Source organism: Pseudomonas sp. B21-053 (genome assembly GCF_026016365.1).
In the GTDB taxonomy this organism is placed as follows: domain Bacteria; phylum Pseudomonadota; class Gammaproteobacteria; order Pseudomonadales; family Pseudomonadaceae; genus Aquipseudomonas; species Aquipseudomonas nunensis.
Genome location: NZ_CP087205.1, coordinates 2,817,124 through 2,836,598, shown reverse-complemented (window position 1 = coordinate 2,836,598; position 19,475 = coordinate 2,817,124). Strand labels below are relative to the sequence as shown.

17 protein-coding genes are annotated in these 19,475 nt (G+C 58.9%); 10 read left to right on the top strand and 7 right to left on the bottom strand.

The features are described 5' to 3' along the window. Positions 1-85 precede the first annotated feature (85 nt). Complete coding sequence (locus tag LOY68_RS13145; protein ID WP_163909726.1) at positions 86-1,366, bottom strand: HAAAP family serine/threonine permease; 1,281 nt, start codon at positions 1,364-1,366, stop codon at positions 86-88. Between the two features lie 412 nt (positions 1,367-1,778). Between LOY68_RS13145 and LOY68_RS13140 the strand changes: the two genes are divergently transcribed. The 7 genes from LOY68_RS13140 (at position 1,779) to LOY68_RS13110 (ending at position 8,275) form a co-directional block, all read left to right on the top strand. Then, entirely contained in the window at positions 1,779-2,162 is a 384-nt protein-coding gene (locus tag LOY68_RS13140) for a tautomerase family protein (RefSeq protein ID WP_054047456.1), read from the top strand. Between the two features lie 92 nt (positions 2,163-2,254). Further along, positions 2,255-2,872, top strand: a complete 618-nt coding sequence (locus LOY68_RS13135; RefSeq protein ID WP_265045019.1) for a TetR/AcrR family transcriptional regulator — start codon at positions 2,255-2,257, stop codon at positions 2,870-2,872. A 175-nt stretch (positions 2,873-3,047) separates the two neighbouring features. Continuing rightward, positions 3,048-3,572, top strand: coding sequence for a cysteine hydrolase family protein (locus LOY68_RS13130; RefSeq protein WP_163909723.1), 525 nt, complete (start codon positions 3,048-3,050; stop codon positions 3,570-3,572). Between the two features lie 139 nt (positions 3,573-3,711). Beyond that, positions 3,712-4,677 carry a 2-hydroxyacid dehydrogenase gene (locus LOY68_RS13125; RefSeq protein ID WP_265045017.1) on the top strand — a complete coding sequence of 322 codons (966 nt, stop codon included), beginning with the start codon at positions 3,712-3,714 and terminating at the stop codon, positions 4,675-4,677. Between the two features lie 337 nt (positions 4,678-5,014). Then, entirely contained in the window at positions 5,015-6,082 is a 1,068-nt protein-coding gene (locus LOY68_RS13120; protein ID WP_265045016.1) for a phosphotransferase family protein, read from the top strand. Between the two features lie 38 nt (positions 6,083-6,120). Continuing rightward, positions 6,121-6,888 (top strand): SDR family oxidoreductase, encoded by a 768-nt coding sequence (locus LOY68_RS13115; protein ID WP_054047414.1) that lies wholly within the window; start codon positions 6,121-6,123, stop codon positions 6,886-6,888. A 271-nt stretch (positions 6,889-7,159) separates the two neighbouring features. Continuing rightward, positions 7,160-8,275, top strand: a complete 1,116-nt coding sequence (locus LOY68_RS13110) for a Gfo/Idh/MocA family protein (RefSeq protein ID WP_265045013.1) — start codon at positions 7,160-7,162, stop codon at positions 8,273-8,275. Positions 8,276-8,842: 567 nt separating this feature from the next. On the opposite strand, the gene LOY68_RS13105 is transcribed toward LOY68_RS13110, so the two are convergent. From LOY68_RS13105 to LOY68_RS13095, 3 genes are all read right to left on the bottom strand, one after another. Continuing rightward, positions 8,843-9,091 (bottom strand): DUF1652 domain-containing protein, encoded by a 249-nt coding sequence (locus LOY68_RS13105; protein WP_163909718.1) that lies wholly within the window; start codon positions 9,089-9,091, stop codon positions 8,843-8,845. A gap of 193 nt (positions 9,092-9,284) precedes the next feature. After that, positions 9,285-10,781, bottom strand: a complete 1,497-nt coding sequence (locus tag LOY68_RS13100; protein WP_265045011.1) for a helix-turn-helix transcriptional regulator — start codon at positions 10,779-10,781, stop codon at positions 9,285-9,287. Between the two features lie 162 nt (positions 10,782-10,943). Beyond that, a complete protein-coding gene (locus LOY68_RS13095; RefSeq protein WP_265045009.1) occupies positions 10,944-11,870 on the bottom strand; it encodes a transcriptional regulator GcvA in 927 nt (308 codons plus the stop codon). A gap of 196 nt (positions 11,871-12,066) precedes the next feature. On the opposite strand from LOY68_RS13095, the gene gstA reads away from it, so the two are divergent. Next, positions 12,067-12,678, top strand: a complete 612-nt coding sequence (gstA, locus tag LOY68_RS13090) for a glutathione transferase GstA (protein WP_265045008.1) — start codon at positions 12,067-12,069, stop codon at positions 12,676-12,678. Between the two features lie 300 nt (positions 12,679-12,978). On the opposite strand, the gene LOY68_RS13085 is transcribed toward gstA, so the two are convergent. Further along, a complete protein-coding gene (locus LOY68_RS13085) occupies positions 12,979-13,899 on the bottom strand; it encodes a DHH family phosphoesterase (protein WP_265045007.1) in 921 nt (306 codons plus the stop codon). 207 nt (positions 13,900-14,106) lie between these two features. Between LOY68_RS13085 and LOY68_RS13080 the strand changes: the two genes are divergently transcribed. Both LOY68_RS13080 and LOY68_RS13075 read left to right on the top strand, forming a co-directional pair. Then, positions 14,107-15,606, top strand: a complete 1,500-nt coding sequence (locus tag LOY68_RS13080) for a hypothetical protein (RefSeq protein WP_265045005.1) — start codon at positions 14,107-14,109, stop codon at positions 15,604-15,606. A 23-nt stretch (positions 15,607-15,629) separates the two neighbouring features. Continuing rightward, on the top strand, positions 15,630-16,394 hold the full coding sequence (locus tag LOY68_RS13075; protein WP_054615142.1) for a hypothetical protein: 765 nt from the start codon (positions 15,630-15,632) through the stop codon (positions 16,392-16,394). A gap of 52 nt (positions 16,395-16,446) precedes the next feature. Here LOY68_RS13075 and LOY68_RS13070 read toward each other — a convergent pair whose 3' ends face one another. Continuing rightward, on the bottom strand, positions 16,447-17,730 hold the full coding sequence (locus LOY68_RS13070) for a Zn-dependent hydrolase (RefSeq protein WP_265045003.1): 1,284 nt from the start codon (positions 17,728-17,730) through the stop codon (positions 16,447-16,449). A 142-nt stretch (positions 17,731-17,872) separates the two neighbouring features. Further along, the gene (locus tag LOY68_RS13065; protein ID WP_265045002.1) at positions 17,873-19,357 is read right to left on the bottom strand and encodes an NCS1 family nucleobase:cation symporter-1; all 1,485 of its coding nucleotides are present in this window, start codon (positions 19,355-19,357) and stop codon (positions 17,873-17,875) included. Between the last annotated feature and the right edge of the window lie 118 nt (positions 19,358-19,475).

Genomic DNA, 19,475 nt, shown 5'->3' with positions numbered 1-19,475 from the left:
AGCAAGCTCGCTCCCACAGGGACCGCATATAACCTGTGGGAGCGAGCTTGCTCGCGATAGCGAACTAACAGTCTCAGTAGGACTATCAGGCTGTCAGCGAATAGATCAACGCCGAAATCGCCACCAGGCCCACCGCCGTCACGAACACGTTCGACGCCTGGCCGCGATAGCGCGCCATGGCCGGCACTTTGCGGATCGCGTACATCGGCATCAGGAACAGGATCGCCGCGATAACCGGGCCACCGAGGGTTTCGATCATGCCGAGGATGCTCGGGTTCAGGGTCGCGACGATCCAGCACACCACCAGCATGAACGCAGCGGTCATGCGGTCCAGGGCTTTGGGCGAAGGACGCTTGCCGCTCTTCACGATCAGGCCTTTCAAGCCTTCGCTGGCGCCGATGTAGTGGCCCAGGAACGACTTGGAAATCGCCACGAAAGCAATCAACGGCGCGGCGAAGGCGATGGTCGGGTTGCTGAAGTGGTTGGCCAGGTACGACAGGATCGACAGGTTCTGCGCCTTGGCTTCGGCCAGTTGCGCCGGGGACAGGGTCAGCACGCAACTAAACACGAAGAACAGCACCATCACCACCATCAAGGCGTGGGCGCGGGACAGGATCTGCGAGCTGCGCTCTTCAGCGTGTTCGCCATAGCGACGCTTCTGGTCCACCGCAAACGCCGAGATGATCGGCGAATGGTTGAACGAGAACACCATCACCGGAATCGCCAGCCACAACGTGTGCAGCAGCGCCGACGGTTCAGGCAGCGTGGACGCGGTGCTGAGGATGCCGCCGTTCCAGTGTGGAATCAGGAACACCGCCAGAAACAGCAGCGCCACGATGAACGGATAGACCATCAGGCTCATGGCCTTGACGATAACCTGCTCGCCGCAACGCACCACCGCGAGCAGGCCGAGGATCAGCACGAACGACAGAATCGCCCGTGGCGGCGGCATGATGTGCAGTTGGTGTTCGAGGAAGCTACCGACCGTGTTGGTCAGCGCCACGCTGTAGATCAGCAGGATCGGGAAGATCGCGAAGAAGTACAGCAAGGTGATCAGCGCACCGGCCTTGATGCCGAAGTGTTCTTCGACCACTTCAGTGATGTCCGCGCCTTCGCGACCGGACAACACGAAACGGGTCAGGCCACGGTGGGCATAGAACGTCATCGGGAACGCCAACACCGCCAGCACCAGCAGCGGCCAGAAACCGCCCAGGCCCGCGTTGATCGGCAGAAACAAAGTACCGGCCCCGATTGCCGTGCCAAACAGGCCCAGCATCCAGGTGGTGTCCTGGCGATTCCAGCCTTCAATAACTACTGGTTTCGCCGCTACATAGCGTTCGTCGACGCTATTGGCCTGATCATTCATCCGGTGGGATCTCCGCATTCCGGTCAGTTGCTACCCGGTCAGGACGAGTCGGAAAAACCCGACAGGCAGCGCCCTGGCCGAAACAGGGGCGCGATTCTCCGGGATTAATGAGCAGAAGCAAAGACTTAGCTGAGGAGCGGTTATGCGGATCAGATGCCAAAAGCCCCGCGAGGCCGCTGTGGCAGCGACTTAAGACCCGTGGGAGCGGGCTTGCTCGCGAAGGCGGTGGATCAGTTAACAATGATGTCGACTGACACACCGTCTTCGCGAGCAAGCCCGCTCCCACATTGGATTGTTGCTGTCCTTGTGTCGGATTTAATAGATGTCTTGAAAAATCTATTTAATAAAAGACATCCGTCATGTATTTTCGATCTCACCTGCTGACCGGCAGCTTCACTCGCGGAGCCCTCCCATGCCACTCGTTCGCATCGACATCAAAAAACACCAGGACCCGACCTTCGCCAAGCGTGTCGGCCAACTGATCTACGCGGCCATGCACAGCACCATCAACGTTCCCGAGAACGACAACTTCCAGATCCTCGCCGAACACGATGAAAACCACTTCATCTACGACCCGACCTTCATGGGCATCAACCGCACCGACGGCTTGGTGATTATCCAGATCACCCTGATGGAAGGCCGCACCACCGAGCTGAAAAAACTGCTCTACAAGACCATCGCCGAGAGCCTGAATACTGAACTGGGCGTACGCCTGGAAGATGTGTTTATCAATCTGGTGGAGGTCAAGCGCGAGAACTGGTCGTTCGGCAATGGCATCGGTCAATTTGCTGGCTAAGCGATCTAACTCGTCACCTCGTCAGGGAGACACGGCGCCGGCAGTTGCCTAAGATGCCGGTCATCGATACGTTTAAAGAATGTGAGCAACCCATGCCCCGAGTCTCCCGCAAACAAGCCGAACTCAACCGCGAAATCATCGTCGAGGCCGCCACACGGCTGTTTCGTGAGCGCGGCCTGCATGGGATCAGCGTCGTCGACGTGATGGGCGCCGCCGGCCTGACCCACGGTGGGTTCTACGGACACTTCGAGTCCAAGGAAGCCTTGGCGCAAGAAGCCTGCAGCCGCGCGTTCAGCCAATCGCTGGAGCGCTGGAAGCAGAGAATCGACGACAGCAGCGACCCACTCTCGGCCCGCGAAAGCATCATCGCGCCGTACCTGTCAGTGGCCAATCGCGACAATCCGGGGGAAAGCTGCCCAGTGACCGCGTTTGCCGGCGACATGTGCCACGAAACGGCTGAAAGCGGTTTGCACCAGACCTACACCCAGGGCCTGGAAGCCTTACTGCAAATGCTCACGCCACTGATGGGCGCGGATCAGCCCGACGCCAATCGGCAACGGGCGCTGGTGGATTATTCGCTGATGGTCGGCGCCTTGACCCTGGCCCGCGCGACTCGTGGCGATGCCCTGTCTGATGAGATTCTTGATGCGACGCGGGCGTTTCTGACGGTGGACGATGGCGTTGACAAGCCCGACGCCGCGACAGCATGATCAGCCCCATGAATTTTCCTGCGCTGAACCTCACCCGTACCACCACGACCGCTTCCGGCGGGTCGTGGGGTGGCTGGCTGAGATAAACCCAGCGCAGTGAACCCAAGGCCCCGCCAGCAATGGACGGGGCCTTGTTGTTTCTCCCGTCCGTTCGGCACTTCACGGAGAAACACCTATGTCATCGGCACTTTTGATCATCGATATGCAGGTCGGCCTGTTCAATGGCCCGGACCAACCCCACGACGGCGAACGGATACTGGCCAATATCCAGCAGCTTATCCGCCGTGCCCGGGAACGCGAGATACCGATCTTTGCGGTGCGCCACACCGGCCCGCAAGGCTCTCCGATCGAGGTCGGCAGTGCCTTTTGGCAGTTGCTGCCTGCCCTGGAGCTGAATCCCGGGACCGACATCCTGTTCGACAAGCGCAAACCCAATGCCTTTCACGGGACGGCGCTGGCGGAGCAGTTGCGGGCCGGCGGGATCGACGAGTTGCACATCGTCGGCATGAAAACCCAGTACTGCATCGACAGTACCTGCCGGGCGGCGGCCGATCTGGGGTTCAAACCGGTGCTGGTGGCCGATGCCCACACCTGCATGGACACACCCGCCCTGCCGGCCCGGGCAATCATCGAGCACCATAACGCGACCTTGAACGGTGCGTTCGCCAAGGTCTCGAATGCCGCAGACGTCATTTTCTAGCGTGCTGAAAGATCGCAAGCTTCGCCAGCTCCTACACTGTGTGAAGCCTGCGATCTTTGGCGATTGCCAAACCGCTCTGGAATCAGCAATCTGAGACGACTTACGAGCCCCGACATTTCGATGCCCCCAGGAGCCCAGCATGACTGCAACCGTTCTGGTATTGGTTGAAACCATTAATGATTACCTACCGATTCTCGAACATCAGGGCTTTCACCTGATTCTGGCGCCTACACCTGCCGAACGAGCCCAAGCCATTGCTTCCCACGGATCGCGCATCGATGCCGTGCTGACTCGCGGCCCGCTGGGTTTATATGCCGAAGAGATTGCCGACCTGCCCGCGCTGAAAATCATCTGCGTGATCGGCGCCGGTTATGAGCACGTCGACCTGCAAGCAGCCAGCGACCGCGGCATTACCGTAACCAATGGCGCCGGGGTCAATGCCTCGTCGGTGGCCGACCACGCGATGGCGTTGTTGTTGTCGCTGGTGCGTGACATTCCCCGAGCCGATGCCGCCGTGCGCCGTGGCGAGTGGCCGAAGATCATGCGTCCTTCCCTGTCGGGCAAACGCCTGGGCATTCTCGGGCTGGGGGCGGTCGGCATGGCGATCGCCAAGCGTGCGGGCAATGGTTTCGACATGAGCGTGAGTTATCACAATCGCCAGCACCGCAGCGATGTGCCCTACAGCTACTGCTCGACGCCGACGGAACTGGCCAGGGCTTCGGACTTCTTGATCATCGCCACGCCTGGCGGTGTGGGCACGCAGCACTTGATCAACCGCCAGGTGCTGGACGCGCTGGGGCCTAACGGTTTTCTGGTGAACATCGCCCGCGCCAGTGTGGTGGTCACGGCGGATCTGATCAGCGCTCTGGAACAACGCAGGATTGGTGGTGCCGCACTGGATGTGTTCGACCACGAACCCAAAGTGCCCGACGCCCTCAAGGCGTTGACCAACGTAATCCTGACGCCCCATGTCGCCGGCCTGTCCCCGGAAGCGACCCAAGGCACCGTGGAACTGGTGGGCAAAAACCTGGTGGCGTTCTTTGCCGGCCGGCCAGTGTTGACGCCGATTACCTTACCGACCTCCGTGATTACCCGGACGGTCTGAAACAAAACAGCTCCCACATTTTTGATTGGTGCAGTACACACATCCTGCATCCACTGAAGATCCCCTGTGGGAGCGAGCCTGCTCGCGAAGAGGTCGGCACATCCAGCATCATTGTCGCCTGACACACCGCCTTCGCGAGCAAGCCATTTCAAAGCTCGTTCCTGGATGCGTTGCATCCCCTGAACCATATGCCGCGATGCCCGATCCCGCATATCAGGAACGCTGATTATCCAGCAACACGCTAACCTATAAGACCGAGCCGCGCTTGTGGCACGCCCGTCTCACCATTAGATTAGCCAATGATGTCTGGCCTCCAAAATAAGCAGAAGGGATAAGCATGGCGCTTACTGACCAGTCCACCCGTATCCGCTCCGGCGAAGAACTCGATGCCAGCCTGATCGATCCGTACCTCAAGGCACATATTCCGGGCTTGAGTGGCGAACCTGTGATCAGCCAGTTTCCTGGCGGCGCGTCGAACCTGACCTACTTGCTGGAATACCCCGAACAAGAATTCGTCCTGCGACGTCCGCCGTTCGGCCACAAGGCCAAGTCCGCCCACGACATGGGCCGCGAATTCCGCATTCTCAATCAGCTCAAGGACGGCTTTCCGTACTGCCCGAAGGCCTACGTACACTGCACCGACGAATCAGTGATCGGCGCCGAGTTCTATGTGATGGAACGGGTCAACGGCATCATCCTGCGCTCGGAACTGCCGCCGGAACTGGGCCTGGATTCGGCCAAGACCGAAGCGCTGTGCAAAAGCTTTATCGACAAGTTCGTTGAGCTGCACCGGGTTGACTACAAGGCCTGTGGCCTGGCCGATCTCGGCAAACCCGAAGGCTATGTCGCACGGCAGATCAAAGGCTGGAGCGAACGCCACGAGAAAGCCCTGACCCCCGACGCGCCACAGTGGGAAGCCGTCAAAGCCTGGCTCAACGACAAGATGCCGGCCGATCACCCGACGTCGAGCATCGTCCACAACGATTACCGCTTCGACAACGTGATCCTCGACCCGAACAACCCGATGGAAATCATCGGTGTGCTCGACTGGGAACTGACCACCCTCGGCGACCCGCTGATGGATCTGGGCAACACCCTCGCCTACTGGATCGAGGCCGGCGACCCGGCGCCGGTGCAACTGATGCGCCGCCAGCCAAGCCACGCGCCGGGCATGCTGACCCGCCGCGAATTCGTCGATTACTACGCCGAACGCGCCGGCATCCAGATCGACAATTTCGACTTCTACTACACCTACGGCCTGTTCCGCCTGGCCGGCATCGTGCAGCAGATTTACTACCGTTTCTTCCATGGTCAGACCCAGGACAAACGCTTCGCGCAGTTCATTCACATGAACAAACTGCTGGAGCAGATGAGCTTGCAGGTCATTTCGAAATCCAGCCTCTGATCCAGACTGTCTAATAAGACTTTTTATAAGAGAATCCCATGTCCAAGACTCAGTTGTTCGACCTCGACGGCAAGATCGCTTTCGTCTCCGGTGCCAGCCGTGGCATCGGTGAAGCCATTGCCAAACTGCTGGCCCAGCAAGGCGCCCATGTGATCGTTTCGAGCCGCAAACTCGACGGCTGCCAACACGTGGCCGACGCGATCATCGCCGCCGGCGGCAAAGCCACTGCCATCGCCTGCCACATCGGCGAAATGGAACAGATCACCCAAGTCTTCGCCGCCATCCGCGAACAGTTCGGGCGCCTGGACATTCTGGTCAACAACGCCGCGACCAACCCGCAGTTCTGCAACGTGCTGGACACCGACCTCAGTGCCTTCCAGAAAACCGTCGACGTGAACATCCGCGGCTACTTCTTCATGTCGGTGGAAGCCGGCAAGCTGATGCGCGACAACGGCGGCGGCAGCATCATCAACGTGGCGTCGATCAACGGCATTTCGCCGGGGATCTTCCAGGGCATCTATTCGGTGACCAAGGCGGCGGTGATCAACATGACCAAAGTCTTCGCCAAGGAATGCGCGCAATTCGGCATCCGCTGCAACGCCCTGCTGCCAGGCCTGACCGACACCAAGTTTGCGTCGGCGCTGGTGAAGAACGATGCGATTCTGAAGACCGCACTGCAGCAGATTCCGTTGAAGCGCGTGGCGGATCCGAGTGAGATGGCGGGCGCGGTGTTGTATCTCGCGAGTGATGCGTCGAGCTATACGACTGGGGTTTCGTTGAATGTGGACGGTGGGTTCCTGTCCTGATTTGATTCGCCGGAACACAAAAAAGGCAGCCTCAGGGCTGCCTTTTTATTGCCAATCAGAACGCAATCCCAACGTAGGAGCTGCCGAAGGCTGCGATCTTTTGATCTCGATTTGGCGATTATGAAGTCGCCAACGTCAAAAGATCGCAGCCTTCGGCAGCTCCTACGGGGACATCAGCGGATTGAGAATATTTATTCCACATCTTGCATATAGAGAATATTTATTCCATAAATAGCCTTCCTGAAAACAAAAATCCAAAAGGACCCCGGCTATGCGCGAACTTGGTATCGGACTCATCGGCACAGGTTTCATGGGCCGTGCCCACGCCCTGGCGTTTCGTAACGTCAGTGCGGTCTTCGAGCTGCCCTTGAAGCTCAAACTCGCCGCCCTGGCCGATGCCGATCCGCAGCGCGCGCGGCAGTGTGCCGAGGCCTGGGGTTTCGACGGCGCCCACAGTGACTGGCAACTACTGATCGACGACCCGAAGGTCAACCTGATCGCCATCACCACGCCCAATCATCTGCACTACCCCATGGCCATGGCCGCCCTCGCCGCTGGCAAACCGGTGTATTGCGAAAAGCCTTTGGCGGTCAGCCTCGAACAGGCCAACGCCATGCGCCTGGCGGCCAAAGTGGCGGGTGTGGTGACGCGGGTTGGTTACAACTATCAGCACAACCCGATGATTGGGCTGGCGCGGGAACTGATTCAGAACGGCGAACTGGGCGACCTCATCAGTTTCCAGGGTGAGTTCAGCGAAGATTTCATGGCCGATGCCGCCTCGCCCTGGTCCTGGCGTTGCGATGCCGCGCATGCCGGTGGTGCGCTGGCGGACCTGGGCAGTCACTTGCTGGCGATGGCGCGTTATCTGGTGGGCGATGTCGAAGCGGTGTCCGCAGACACCCAGACTGTGCACCGGCAGCGCCCCGCCACTGTCGGCAGCCAGGAACAACGCAGCATCGCGGTGGACGATCAGGTGCATGCGCTGCTGCGTTTTGCCAATGGCGCCCGGGGCACGTTCAGCAGCAGTTGGCTCAAACACGGCTACAAGAATCACCTGAGTTTCGAGATCAGCGGCACCAAAGGCACCCTCGCCTTCGATCAGGAACGCTTGAATGAATTACGTCTGTTTCGTGCCGGTCAGGATGGCTTCCAGCGTTTGCTGGCGGGGCCGAACTTGCCGGGCTACGCGGCGTTCAGCCCGGCGGCCGGGCATCAACTGGGCTACAACGAACTCAAGACACTGGAAGTGCATGACCTGGTGATGGCGTTGGCCGGGCTCAGCCAGGGCGGGACAGATTTCGAGCAGGCGTGGGAAGTCGAGCGATTGGCGACCGCGATACGTCTGGCTGCCGACGAGTCACGCTGGGTCAGGCTTGAAGAGGTGTAATGCTTGTGTGGCGAGGGAGCTTGCTCCCTCGCCACAGGTTATTCAGTATCCGCTTGATTATTGAGTCACGCAGCGGGTGGTCGTGGTAGTTCGAGTCACCTGTTCGTCCTGGCGCGCGTCGCCCATCACATCGGTTTTATCCAGGGTTTCACAGGTACGTTCAGGCGGTGGCGGTGGTGTCACGGGGGGCGGAGGTGGTGGACTGGCACAACCACTGAGTATCAACGCGCAAAATGCGAGCGACAGTGGCGTGAAAACGCGTTTCCCAAGACTGTTCATAGGCAGACCTGCGGTGGGTAATCGACGTATTTCCGCGACCCAAAAAAACACCGCGCAGCCGCGGACCGGTCACAGAAAAATAAGTACCACGCATTTCTTATAGCCTAGCTATCGGCCAATGCCAGTAAACACCATGAAACGAGGGGGATGTATCGATCACAAATGGCGAGAACACCATCAATCTACTGTGGGAGCGGGCTTGCTCGCGAATGCGGTGTATCAGTCGACTTCATAACTGAATGACACACCGCATTCGCGAGCAAGCCCGCTCCCACAAGTGTTTATGACTTACGAAGTTTCGGGGCGGTGCAAGCCATTGCTCTCAAGCTCATACCGCAGCTCTTCGATCAATGCGACCACTGCATCCGGGGTCCTGAGGTTCGCCACACTCAACCCGCTGACCACCAGATCCACCTGGCCAGACGCCGGGTGATAGAGCTTCACGGTCAAGGAGTTGTCGCCCGTGAGCGTGCATTCACAAGCCAGTGGCGAAAAACTGCGCTCCAGTTGAGCACGCAACTGCGCTAGATAAATCATCCGATTCACCCGACCAACACTGCTTGATCGAACACTTTATTGAACTGTTGATAAGCCATCTGGCTGTTCCTCTAGCTGTTTCGAAGGGTACGCGATAGCGCTCCGAAGACGCCTTTCGCACCCTGACAGACTAAGAACTGTCGCCCCCCGCCAGAACATCCATTTGCACCCTCCCCACTAGTGCATTTGCACCTTATCGCTGGCCCTTTGGTCGCCACTCGCTCGAGAACAAACCACGCTCCCGGGCCCAGACAATCGCCTCGCTGCGACTGTGCACATCCAGCTTCGAATACACCGTGGAAACGTGATTGCGCACGGTGTTCGGTGCCAGTTTCAACCGCGCGGCGATTTCCTTGTCGGCCAGGCCTTCGCAGATCAGCCCGAGCACATCGCGCTCCCGGGCCGTGAGGTCGGTGAACGACACGCTGGGCAACTTCGGCGAGTTGACGCTCTTCACGTTGGCGAGTTTTTCGATCAGCGTACGGCTGAACCAGGAGGCGTCTTTCATCACCTCTTCAATCGCCGACACCAGTTCCAGCTCGGTGCGTTTGCGCTCGGTGATGTCCATAAACACCAGCAGGTAGCAGGGGCTGTCCTGGATGTTCACGGTGTCGGCGGACACAGTGCACTCGATCAGTTCGGCGCCCTTTTTGCGCACCTGCACATCAACACGATCCAGGCTGCCGGCCTTCTCCAGCGCGGCGAACAGTCGCGTGCGGGTGCTTTTGTCGTCAATAAAATCGACCTCGGTCACGGTCTTGCCGAGGACCTCCTCGCTGGGGTAGCCCAGGGTATCGAGGAAGGCTTCGTTGACGTCGATCACCAGTTGGTTCTCGGCGCTGCACACCAGCGTCGGCACCGGCGTCAGGCGAAAAGCCTTGGCGAAACGTTCCTCGCTCTGGCGCAGGGCGAGTTCGACCTTGTAACGCGGTTCCATGTCGACGAATGAAAACAGCATGCAGTCTTCTTCGTTGAGCTCCAAAGGCTGCCCGGCGACGATCACCTGCTTAGTACTGCCATCCGGCAGTTTCAGCTCGGCCTGCATCTGCGGAATGGTCGAATGCTGGCGCAGACGCTCGATCGCCAAGTCTTTCTTTTCCGCACCTTCCAGGATGTCCAGCTCATAGATCGACACGCCGATCACCTGGTCACGGCTATAACCAGTCATTTCCTGGAAGCCCTGATTGACCTTGATGTAGCGCAAATCGCTGAGACGGCAGATCACCGCCGGGGCCGGGTTGGCGTTAAAGGTTTTCTCGAAACGTTGCTCGGCGCTAGCCCATTCGGTGACGTCGCTCATGATCAGCACCAGGGATTCCGGCTCACTGGCGCCGTTAGCAAGCCCCATGCTGCGTACGCTATGGACCCGCATGCGTTCTTCGTCGTCGGCCGGCATCACTTCGACCAGCACATCACTGAAAATCTCGCCGCGGGCGATCCGGTTGATCGGGTAATTGTCCGCCGGCACCGGGTGATTGTTGCGATAACGCAAGGCGAAGCGCTGGGCGTACTCCTCGGCATTGGCGCCCAAATCGCCAATCTGGCTGACTCCGTGCATGGCCAGCGCGGCGTCATTGGCCCAGAGAATGGTCTGGTCAAGCTCAAGCAGAATCACCCCGTCGGACAAACCGGCGATGATCTGCTGCAACTGCCGACGATTGGTTTCGGTGGTCAGGACGTCCTGGCTCATTGGATCTCCACAAATTGCGGCGGCGCTGTTACGCGCCGCCCTGTGAAGATTACGACCGCGGGGGATTACGATCGTGCAACCGAACCAGCTCAACGCTCGTGGCGGACACCCGCCATGCAGCGTTTGAAGATAAAGACTGTGGCCGTTTTGGCTGTCGGGAAATCAACTTAGAATTTCATTGATTTTGGGGGTGTCCGAGTTCTTCACCAAATCAATCAACCAGGTTCTAAAGGCCACGACTTTTTTCGAGTTGGCTAACTCAATCGGGGTCACGAGATAAAAACCGAGGTCGGACTTTAACTTCAGATCAAACGGTGCAACCAATCGACCGGCCTGCAGATCATCATCAACGTAAGTTGAGCGTCCAATGCAAACGCCCAAACCGTCGATGGACGCTTGTACCGCCATCATCGCCAGGTCAAATGTCAGTCGGGTGTCTTCGGCCAATTTTTTCGGTTGCCCGGCGGCACTCAACCAGATATTCCAGTCGTTACTGGTCATCCCGCTGACTTGCAACAGTGTCTGATTGGCCAGGTCAGCCGGACTTTTCAAGGCGTTTGGACCCGTCAACAACTTGGGACTGCACACTGGAAAAACTTCATCGGACATCAGCCAGTCGGCGCGTAACCCCTTCCACTCGCCGAAACCGTAACGGATGGCTGCGTCGATTCCACCCTTGCGAAAGTCGACCAGTTCTGTGGAAGCCGTGACACGCACATCAATAGTGGGAAACGCTTCCTGGAATGACGCCAACCGGGGCAACAGCCATTTAGAGGCCAATGAAACCAGGGTGCTGATGGTCAACACGCTGTTGTTGCAGGTGTCCATCAACCTTTCTGTTGAATAGCGTATTTCCTGAAAGGCAGAACGAATGCCGGGCAAGTAAGAGTGCCCCTCACTGGTCAATGCCAAGCCGTCCTTTAGTCTCAAGAACAGTCGGATACCCAGTTCATCTTCGAGTCGTCGAATCTGATGGCTGATTGCAGTTTGAGTGACGTTCAACTCTTCTGCCGCTTTGGTAAAACTCATGTGCCGGGCTGCACACTCGAACGCTCTCAAGCCATTGAGGGACGGAATTCTGGTGGCCATACGTCTTGATGATACTCATGAGATTTTGTCATAAGGTAGCAGCCAAGAAGTCCATTGCGAAATGTTTCAGCTATCGCGGATCCTAGCGTCGCCTGGCATTCGACCAAGCTGTCCAGAGCAGTGTTCACAGGCGTACTCCACGATGCTGGAACGCGACACGCCCGGTAAGCGACTCCCCCTTTATAAGGAGATAAACATGAAGCTGTACTTCGCCCCCATGACTTGCTCATTGTCCCCGCACATCGTGCTGCGCGAATTGGGTCTTGCCTTCGAGTTGATCCGTATCAACAACAAGACCAAGCAAACCGCTGACGGGCGCAACTTCCTCGACATCAATCCCAAGGGCTACGTGGCCGCCCTGTTACTGGATAACGGCGAAGTGCTGACCGAAGGGCCGGCGATCATCCAGTACCTGGCCGATCTGGTGCCGGGCAACACACTGGCACCGGCAAATGGCAGCTGGGAAAGGGTTCGCCTGCAAGAATGGCTGAACTTCATTTCGTCAGAGATTCATAGCGGTTGCGCTCCGCTGTTCAACACCGATTTCCCGGAAGCCACCAAGACTGTTTTCCGGCAAAAGCTGTTCCAGCGCTTTGAATACCTGAGCGAAGCGCTGGTCAAACGTGACTACCTGATGGGCACCTTCGGCCTGGCCGACGGCTATCTGTTCACCGTCCTCAAATGGTTGCCGTTCTTCAAGATCGACATCAAGGACTGGCCGGTATTGGCCTCGTTCATGGACCGGATCGAAGCACGCCCAAGCGTCCAGGCCGCCATTGCTGCAGAAGAGGCAACGCCGCCGGTTTAACCGCCACGGCTGATTGAGTGACGCCGTTGTTTTTAAGGCATACGCAAAACCTGTGGGAGCGGGCTTGCTCGCGAAAGCGGTGAATCAGGTAACACAGATGCTGAATGTTCTACCGTCATCGCGAGCAAGCTCGCTCCCACAATGGGTCTAGTCTGCCTGTCCTTGCGCGGTTCACCGCCAGTCAAAAGATCGCAGGCCCCGCCAGCTCCTACAGAAGTTGCATACAACACGAAACATCGGATGTACCTGGTTCCTGTAGGAGCTGCCGAAGGCTGCGATCTTTTCGGCGCACTGATTTAGTTACGCACTGATCGAAGCAGCCAACCCCATCGCAACCAATTCTTTGCGCAAGATAGCCCGTTCAAAAACAAGCATCCCGGACTGACAACAGACCTGCAGCAAATCGCTTAACTTCTGCTGACTGATAATAGGTCCCGCCAGAAAATAACTCCTGCGCTCGCTAATACTGATGACATTCAGCAGCCAGTCATCCCCTTGTACCGCCAGCCATTCAGCGATCGTTTGACGATGCAGCTGAATCAATGCCTTGGCATTCCACACCGTCATCTGCGCAAATACCTGAGGCAAACCTGTTTCCGGCTTCATCCGTTTCATGTCCGCCGCCAACGCTGCGGCAAGATCGGATTCGATCATCGACTGGCATTCGAGGAAATACAGTTCAGGCCAGTCTTCGGGCAGTTTGGCGTACCGCATCAGCGTCTCATACGCCCGGATATCCGCTTCAGTGACCTGTCGCCCTGTGAAGTTCATCGTGTTGTCGAGGATCGCGGTCGCCAGCAGGGCTGCGCTTTGTTCGCTGATTTGCGGCAATAACCCTGCCGCTTCCCAACGTTCAAACACGAGCGTCGCGGCAGCGCCGATCTGCCGGATGTCAGCGGCGCCGCTCAGTTTCTGCGTCCAGTAATGCTCGAAACCTGGATGGTGATCGATCACTTCCACTACCTGATCGAGCACCACCAGCGGATCAAAATGATCATAGTCAGAGACGTCCACCAGCACGAATTCATCGCCGGCCACGGGCAGGTAGTCGTCCAGGGTAACCGGCCAGTCGAGGACGGTTTTCGAGACACTGGCATTGGGCGCCGCGCTACTGACCGCGCGCGCCTCGACGCCTTGAAGATTGAGTAATTCGGCATAGGCAATCGCGCAGGCGTACGCGTCGATATCCAGATAGGCCGAACCTGATGTGACCACTTTCATGCAGCATTCCTTTGGCATTTGCTTCCCATGTCGAGGCAACCTCGCACACCTTGATGACGACCAGGTAACAACGACGACAGACCGTTGAGTCTTTTTTTCGATGCCCATCCCACTCTGTTCTAAAGTTGATGAACACACCCGCCCGACTTCAAGCAGTGTCCGGCCCTGACTTTGTATGGAAACCCAGGCAGGTAAAGGAGACAGTCGATGATTCTGGTCGCTCGCCCGTTGATCAGCCTTCCCTCGCAACGAAGCACCGTGCGACTTTGGGTCGGTTTGTTCGGCATCGAGAACCCGCAGGTGCCGACGTTTTTTCTGGGGGCGACGCCGGCCTCACAGGTCCCGGCCAACCCCGCGCCTGGGGAAAAGCTTTATCCAATCGACGATGGCGCAACGAATGCGGCGAAAAAACCGCTGAACCACCAGGGCGTTTTCACCTTTGCCCGGTTGGGCGCCGGTATCAATCACTGTTTGCGCATCGTTGCCAACGGTGTCGAATACAGCCTCGCGTTTGTGTCCCAACCTGATGCGGTGCCGGCCAACGGCGCGCCGTTGAATGTGCTCCTGACGTCCTGTTACTACCAGCCCAATGGCGATGACAAGGCGCTGGAGAGCGCTGTCGCGCACCTGCCCTCCGGCTACAAGCCGCACCTGAGCCTGATGGTCGGTGATCAGGTTTACCTGGATGTGCCGGTGATTCCGTCCTGGCGTTTCAGCCTGGAAGGCGTGCAAAAGCTGATCGGCCAGAAGTATTACAAGAACTGGTGTTCCGACACCCTGGGCACTGGCGGCTTGCAATCGGTGCTCCGGACCGCGCCGACCGCTTGCATCCCGGATGATCATGAGTTCTGGAACAACTATCCGCTCGATCAGTTTCAACTGCCGCCGCTGGCCTTTGTCGACAAGCAGGACTGGTCTGACACTGCGATGGATTTGTACGCCGGTTTCCAGTTGGGCGGGCCGGCGAAGACGCCGCAGGAGATTCCCGGTTTCCAGCGCATCGAGGTCGATCCGCTGATTATTTTGCTGCTCGACACCCGGACCCGACGCGATGAAACCTTCAATCGCCTGATGCCCGACGATGCCGCGATGGCCCTGCAAAAATGGGCCGATGACCTGATCCTGGCCAAGCAGAACAACGCACCCAAGGTCGGTGTGTTGTCGGCAGGCCAACCGCTGTTTACCAAGCCGCCGGGGGACTTCAGTAAAAAATACGTGGATGCCGACCTGGCCAACTATCAGCAATTTGAACTGATCGAGGTGCAACTTGAGCGGCTGGCCAGCCAGGGTATTCCGGTGGTGTTCCTGACCGGCGATGTGCACTGGAGTCGTGTGTGCGCGGCCCGCCACGGTTCGCAGCCGACGCCAATGTTGTACGAAGTGATCTGCTCACCATCGACCATGATTCCCCGTGGCTCACTGTCAAAAATCACCCTCGACACCCTGCGCGGCAAGGACTGGCCCGGTTACCCCGAAGCGCCGGAAGAAAAGGACCTGACGAACAAGTTTGGCAGTCGCAATAGCTTCGTCGTGTCCCGCACCACCCAGGACAACTATTTCCAGTGCAACGGCAATCAGATTGCCGTGTTGCAGTTCACCCGATCAGGTTTCGGCCTGGACATGAAAGTGACCTTTTTCGGAGTCAGCAACGACAGTCGACTCAAGCAACCCAAGTCCACCGCTAACTACCTCTTACGCTTTTATTGAATCGATCCGACAGGAGATCTGCCATGGCGCACGCGCGCAATTCTTCGGCAAAGGATAAAAACCCGGATTTCGTACCGTTGAAACGCACCAAGCAGGAAGGCAATGACGCCTGGGTGTTGCGGGCGATTCAGAAGCTCGACCTGAACCCGAAAGAGTGGTCGTTCATCGCACTGTTCGGTGCCATCGACATCCTCGCGTTTCGTCTCCGGGTGGCACAGTCTCACTTGCGTAATGACCTGCTGCCTTCGTATTGGTCCGAGTCTGCGTTTATCAACGTGGCACCGCGCTCGGCAGCCAAGACCACCGCCATCCATGTGCCGCTGTTCCAGCCGGAACAGGCCGCGTTCGCGACCAAACGCAACGGCGTGGTGGAACAGCCCTTGAGCCATTTTGCCGATGCCACGCACTGGGAAAACGTCTGCGTGATTGCGCTGCCGGTGCCGCAACAGACCATTCGCGAGTCGATCAATCGCTTCCAGCATTCACGCTCGCCGGTCGATAGCCTGGAGCATATTCTGCGCTGGCTCGCCTACGCCTGGGGCGCCGATCGCACGCCAAACCCGATCCATGAAGGCATCGGCATGCCCGGCGCGACGATGCTCGAAGCGGTCTACAACACCGCGCAATTCGACGTTACGCCGGGGCTGGAATCCCGGGCGGCGTGCCCGGAATACCTGTGGATCATGGCCAAGTATTGGTATCCGTATTACCAGCAACTGGGCACCCAACAGACACCTCGCGGGTTCTTCCATATCCAGCACACCTACGACATCAAGGAAACCCGCTGAGCCGTCGCCGGTTCACGTCGCGTCGAGGCGTGAACCGGCTACGGGTTTCAACTCACGCCGCGAGTTGACCGCTGGCAATCGCCGCCGACGCCGCCAGCATCGCCCGTAACAACACCGCACACCCGGCGGCCAGATCATCCGGTGCGGCGTTCTCGATTTCGTTGTGGCTGATCCCACCTTCGCACGGCACGAAAATCATCCCGGCCGGGCCGAGTTCGGCGACGAAGATTGCGTCGTGCCCTGCCCCGCTGACGATGTCCATGTGCGACATGCCCAGCCCTTGCGCGGCGCCACGGACCGCGTCGACGCAACCCTTGTCGAAGTACAGCGGCGGGAAGTCGGCGGTGGGGGTCAGTTCGTAGGTCAGGCCGTGTTTTTCGCAGGTGGTTTCGATGACTGCGCGCACTTCGGCGATCATCGAATCCAGGCGCGCCGGTTCCAGGTGCCGAAAGTCGAGGGTCATGCGCACTTCGCCGGGAATGACGTTGCGCGAGCCGGGGTAGGCTTGCAGGCAACCGACGGTGCCGCAGGCGTGGGGTTGATGGCCGAGGGCGGCGCGATTGACCGCGCCGACGATGACGGCTGCACCGACCAGGGCATCCTTGCGCAGGTGCATTGGGGTCGGGCCGGCGTGGGCTTCGACGCCGCGCAGTTTCAGGTCGAACCATTTCTGCCCGAGAGCGCCCATCACCACGCCGATGGTTTTGTGTTCGTCTTCGAGGATCGGGCCTTGCTCGATGTGCGCCTCGAAATAGGCGCCGACGGCGTGGCCGCTGACCTTGCGTGGGCCGGCGTAGCCGATGGCGTTTAGCGCATCGCCGACGCTGACGCCCTCGGCATCGACTTTGGCCAGGGTTTCTTCAAGGGTGAATTTTTCCGCGAACACGCCGGAGCCCATCATGCACGGAGGGAAACGCGAGCCTTCTTCGTTGGTCCAGACCACCACTTCCAGCGGCGCTTCGGTTTCCACGCCGAGGTCATTGAGGGTGCGCAGCACTTCGACGCCGGCCAGCACGCCGAAGCAGCCGTCGAACTTGCCGCCAGTGGGCTGGGTGTCGATGTGGCTGCCAGTCATGACCGGTGGCAGGTCGGGATTGCGGCCGGGGCGACGGGCGAAGATATTGCCGATGCCGTCGACAGTGACGGTGCAGCCGGCCTCTTCGCACCAGTTGACGAAAATGTCCCGGGCCTGGCGGTCGAGGTCGGTCAGGGCCAGGCGACAGACCCCGCCCTTGACCGTGGCGCCGAGTTTGGCCAGTTCCATGAGCGACTGCCACAGGCGATCGCGGTTGATGTGCTGATGGGTGGATTGCAGAACGTCTACGGCAGCGTTCATGGGGATCTCCTCAGGCTGTTCTTATGAGTTTCTTCAAGCAAATTTTTGGTGTATTTGAGGCCGCCTTCGCGGGCAAGCCTCGCGCCTACAAGGGACTGCACAAACCTGTAGGAGCAGAGCTTGCTCGCGAAGAGGCCAGCGCTCACACCGGAGATTTCGCGACGGACGGGCTCGGGCGCATCGAGCACAACCCGTAATAAATCACCCCGCCCAGCGCCGAGCCGGTAAACCAGCCATAGCTGTAGAACCAGCTGAATGCATCGCTGCCCAGCGACAGCAACGTCAGCACCACCGGCACGCCAAACGCGATAAACCCGTACCAGTTCCAGGCCGGGTACACGTCATCGCGGTATAGGCCAGCCAGGTCCAGTTGCTGTTTCTTGATCAGGAAATAGTCCACCACCATGATCCCGGCAATCGGCCCGAGCAGGCTTGAATAGCCGAGCAACCAGTTGGAATAGACGGTTTCCAGGCTCACGTCAGAGACGATCAAACCGAGTTTTTTCAGCAGTTCATGCCCCATCAGTAGCAACCCGACCAGCCCGGTCAGCAACACGGCTTTGGTGCGATTGATGTGTTTCGGGGCGATGTTCTGGAAGTCGTTGGTTGGCGAAACGATGTTCGCAGCGGTGTTAGTCGAAAGTGTGGCGATGATGATCAGCGCCATGGCCACGGCGACCCAGACCGGGCTCTGGATATGGCCGATCAACGTGACCGGATCAGAGACGGTCACGCCCACCAGTTTCACCGACGCGGCGGTCATCACCACGCCGAGGGAGGCGAACAGGAACATGGTCAGCGGCAGGCCAATGATCTGCCCGACAATCTGGTCCTTCTGGCTTTTCGCGTAGCGGCTGAAGTCGGGGATGTTCAGCGACAACGTCGCCCAGAACCCGACCATCGCGGTCAGCCCGGCGGCGAAGTAACTGACCACGCTCGCCCCTTCCGGACGCTTGGCCGGGATCGCCAGCAACTCGGTCATCGACACATTCGGCATCGCCCACACCAACAGCCCGACGCCCACCGCCACCAACAGCGGCGCGGACAGGGTTTCCAGCCATTTGATCGATTCGGCACCGCGGATCACCACCCACAGGTTCAGCGCCCAGAAGATCATGAAGCCGATGACTTCACCGGTACCGCCGAGGGATTTCCAGCCCTCGAACACTGAACCGAGAAACAGGTGAATCGCCAAGCCGCCGAACATGGTCTGGATGCCGAACCAGCCGCACGCCACCAGCGCCCGGATCAGGCACGGCACGTTGGAACCGAGGATGCCAAAGGACGAACGCAGCAGCACCGGGAACGGAATGCCGTACTTGGTGCCGGCGAACGCGTTGAGGGTCAGCGGGATCAGCACGATGATGTTGGCAAACAGAATCGCCAGCAGCGCTTCGCCGACCGTCAGGCCGAAGTACGCGGTGAGCACGCCGCCGAGGGTGTAGGTGGGCACGCAGATCGACATGCCGATCCACAGCGCGGTGATGTGCCATTTGTTCCAGGTTCGTTCGTGCACCTTGGTCGGTGCCATGTCGTGGTTGTAACGGGGACTGTCGAGGACGTCGGTGCCGGCTTCGAGCTCAAACAAGCCGTCGCGCTCGGTCACTTGCGATCTGATCTGTTGCATGGCCACTCCACTGTTCTTTGAATTATTTTTGCTCATCAGGGGCTGGTGCCTGGGGGCGCGAGCCGACGATGGCCGGAGGAACTGACAACTTTTACGGACCGGCCAAGGTGTCAGCGGC

Excerpts from the sequence above, each read along its gene's own strand:
- LOY68_RS13145 (WP_163909726.1), bottom strand. The coding sequence starts at position 1,366 with ATGAATGATCAGGCCAATAGCGTCGACGAACGCTATGTAGCGGCGAAA.
- LOY68_RS13100 (WP_265045011.1), bottom strand. The coding sequence starts at position 10,781 with ATGAGCCAGGACGTCCTGACCACCGAAACCAATCGTCGGCAGTTGCAG.
- LOY68_RS13135 (WP_265045019.1), top strand. The coding sequence starts at position 2,255 with ATGCCCCGAGTCTCCCGCAAACAAGCCGAACTCAACCGCGAAATCATC.
- LOY68_RS13140 (WP_054047456.1), top strand. The coding sequence starts at position 1,779 with ATGCCACTCGTTCGCATCGACATCAAAAAACACCAGGACCCGACCTTC.
- LOY68_RS13125 (WP_265045017.1), top strand. The coding sequence starts at position 3,712 with ATGACTGCAACCGTTCTGGTATTGGTTGAAACCATTAATGATTACCTA.
- LOY68_RS13120 (WP_265045016.1), top strand. The coding sequence starts at position 5,015 with ATGGCGCTTACTGACCAGTCCACCCGTATCCGCTCCGGCGAAGAACTC.
- LOY68_RS13065 (WP_265045002.1), bottom strand. The coding sequence starts at position 19,357 with ATGCAACAGATCAGATCGCAAGTGACCGAGCGCGACGGCTTGTTTGAG.
- LOY68_RS13115 (WP_054047414.1), top strand. The coding sequence starts at position 6,121 with ATGTCCAAGACTCAGTTGTTCGACCTCGACGGCAAGATCGCTTTCGTC.
- LOY68_RS13130 (WP_163909723.1), top strand. The coding sequence starts at position 3,048 with ATGTCATCGGCACTTTTGATCATCGATATGCAGGTCGGCCTGTTCAAT.
- gstA (WP_265045008.1), top strand. The coding sequence starts at position 12,067 with ATGAAGCTGTACTTCGCCCCCATGACTTGCTCATTGTCCCCGCACATC.
- LOY68_RS13105 (WP_163909718.1), bottom strand. The coding sequence starts at position 9,091 with ATGATTTATCTAGCGCAGTTGCGTGCTCAACTGGAGCGCAGTTTTTCG.
- LOY68_RS13095 (WP_265045009.1), bottom strand. The coding sequence starts at position 11,870 with ATGGCCACCAGAATTCCGTCCCTCAATGGCTTGAGAGCGTTCGAGTGT.
- LOY68_RS13075 (WP_054615142.1), top strand. The coding sequence starts at position 15,630 with ATGGCGCACGCGCGCAATTCTTCGGCAAAGGATAAAAACCCGGATTTC.
- LOY68_RS13080 (WP_265045005.1), top strand. The coding sequence starts at position 14,107 with ATGATTCTGGTCGCTCGCCCGTTGATCAGCCTTCCCTCGCAACGAAGC.
- LOY68_RS13110 (WP_265045013.1), top strand. The coding sequence starts at position 7,160 with ATGCGCGAACTTGGTATCGGACTCATCGGCACAGGTTTCATGGGCCGT.
- LOY68_RS13070 (WP_265045003.1), bottom strand. The coding sequence starts at position 17,730 with ATGAACGCTGCCGTAGACGTTCTGCAATCCACCCATCAGCACATCAAC.
- LOY68_RS13085 (WP_265045007.1), bottom strand. The coding sequence starts at position 13,899 with ATGAAAGTGGTCACATCAGGTTCGGCCTATCTGGATATCGACGCGTAC.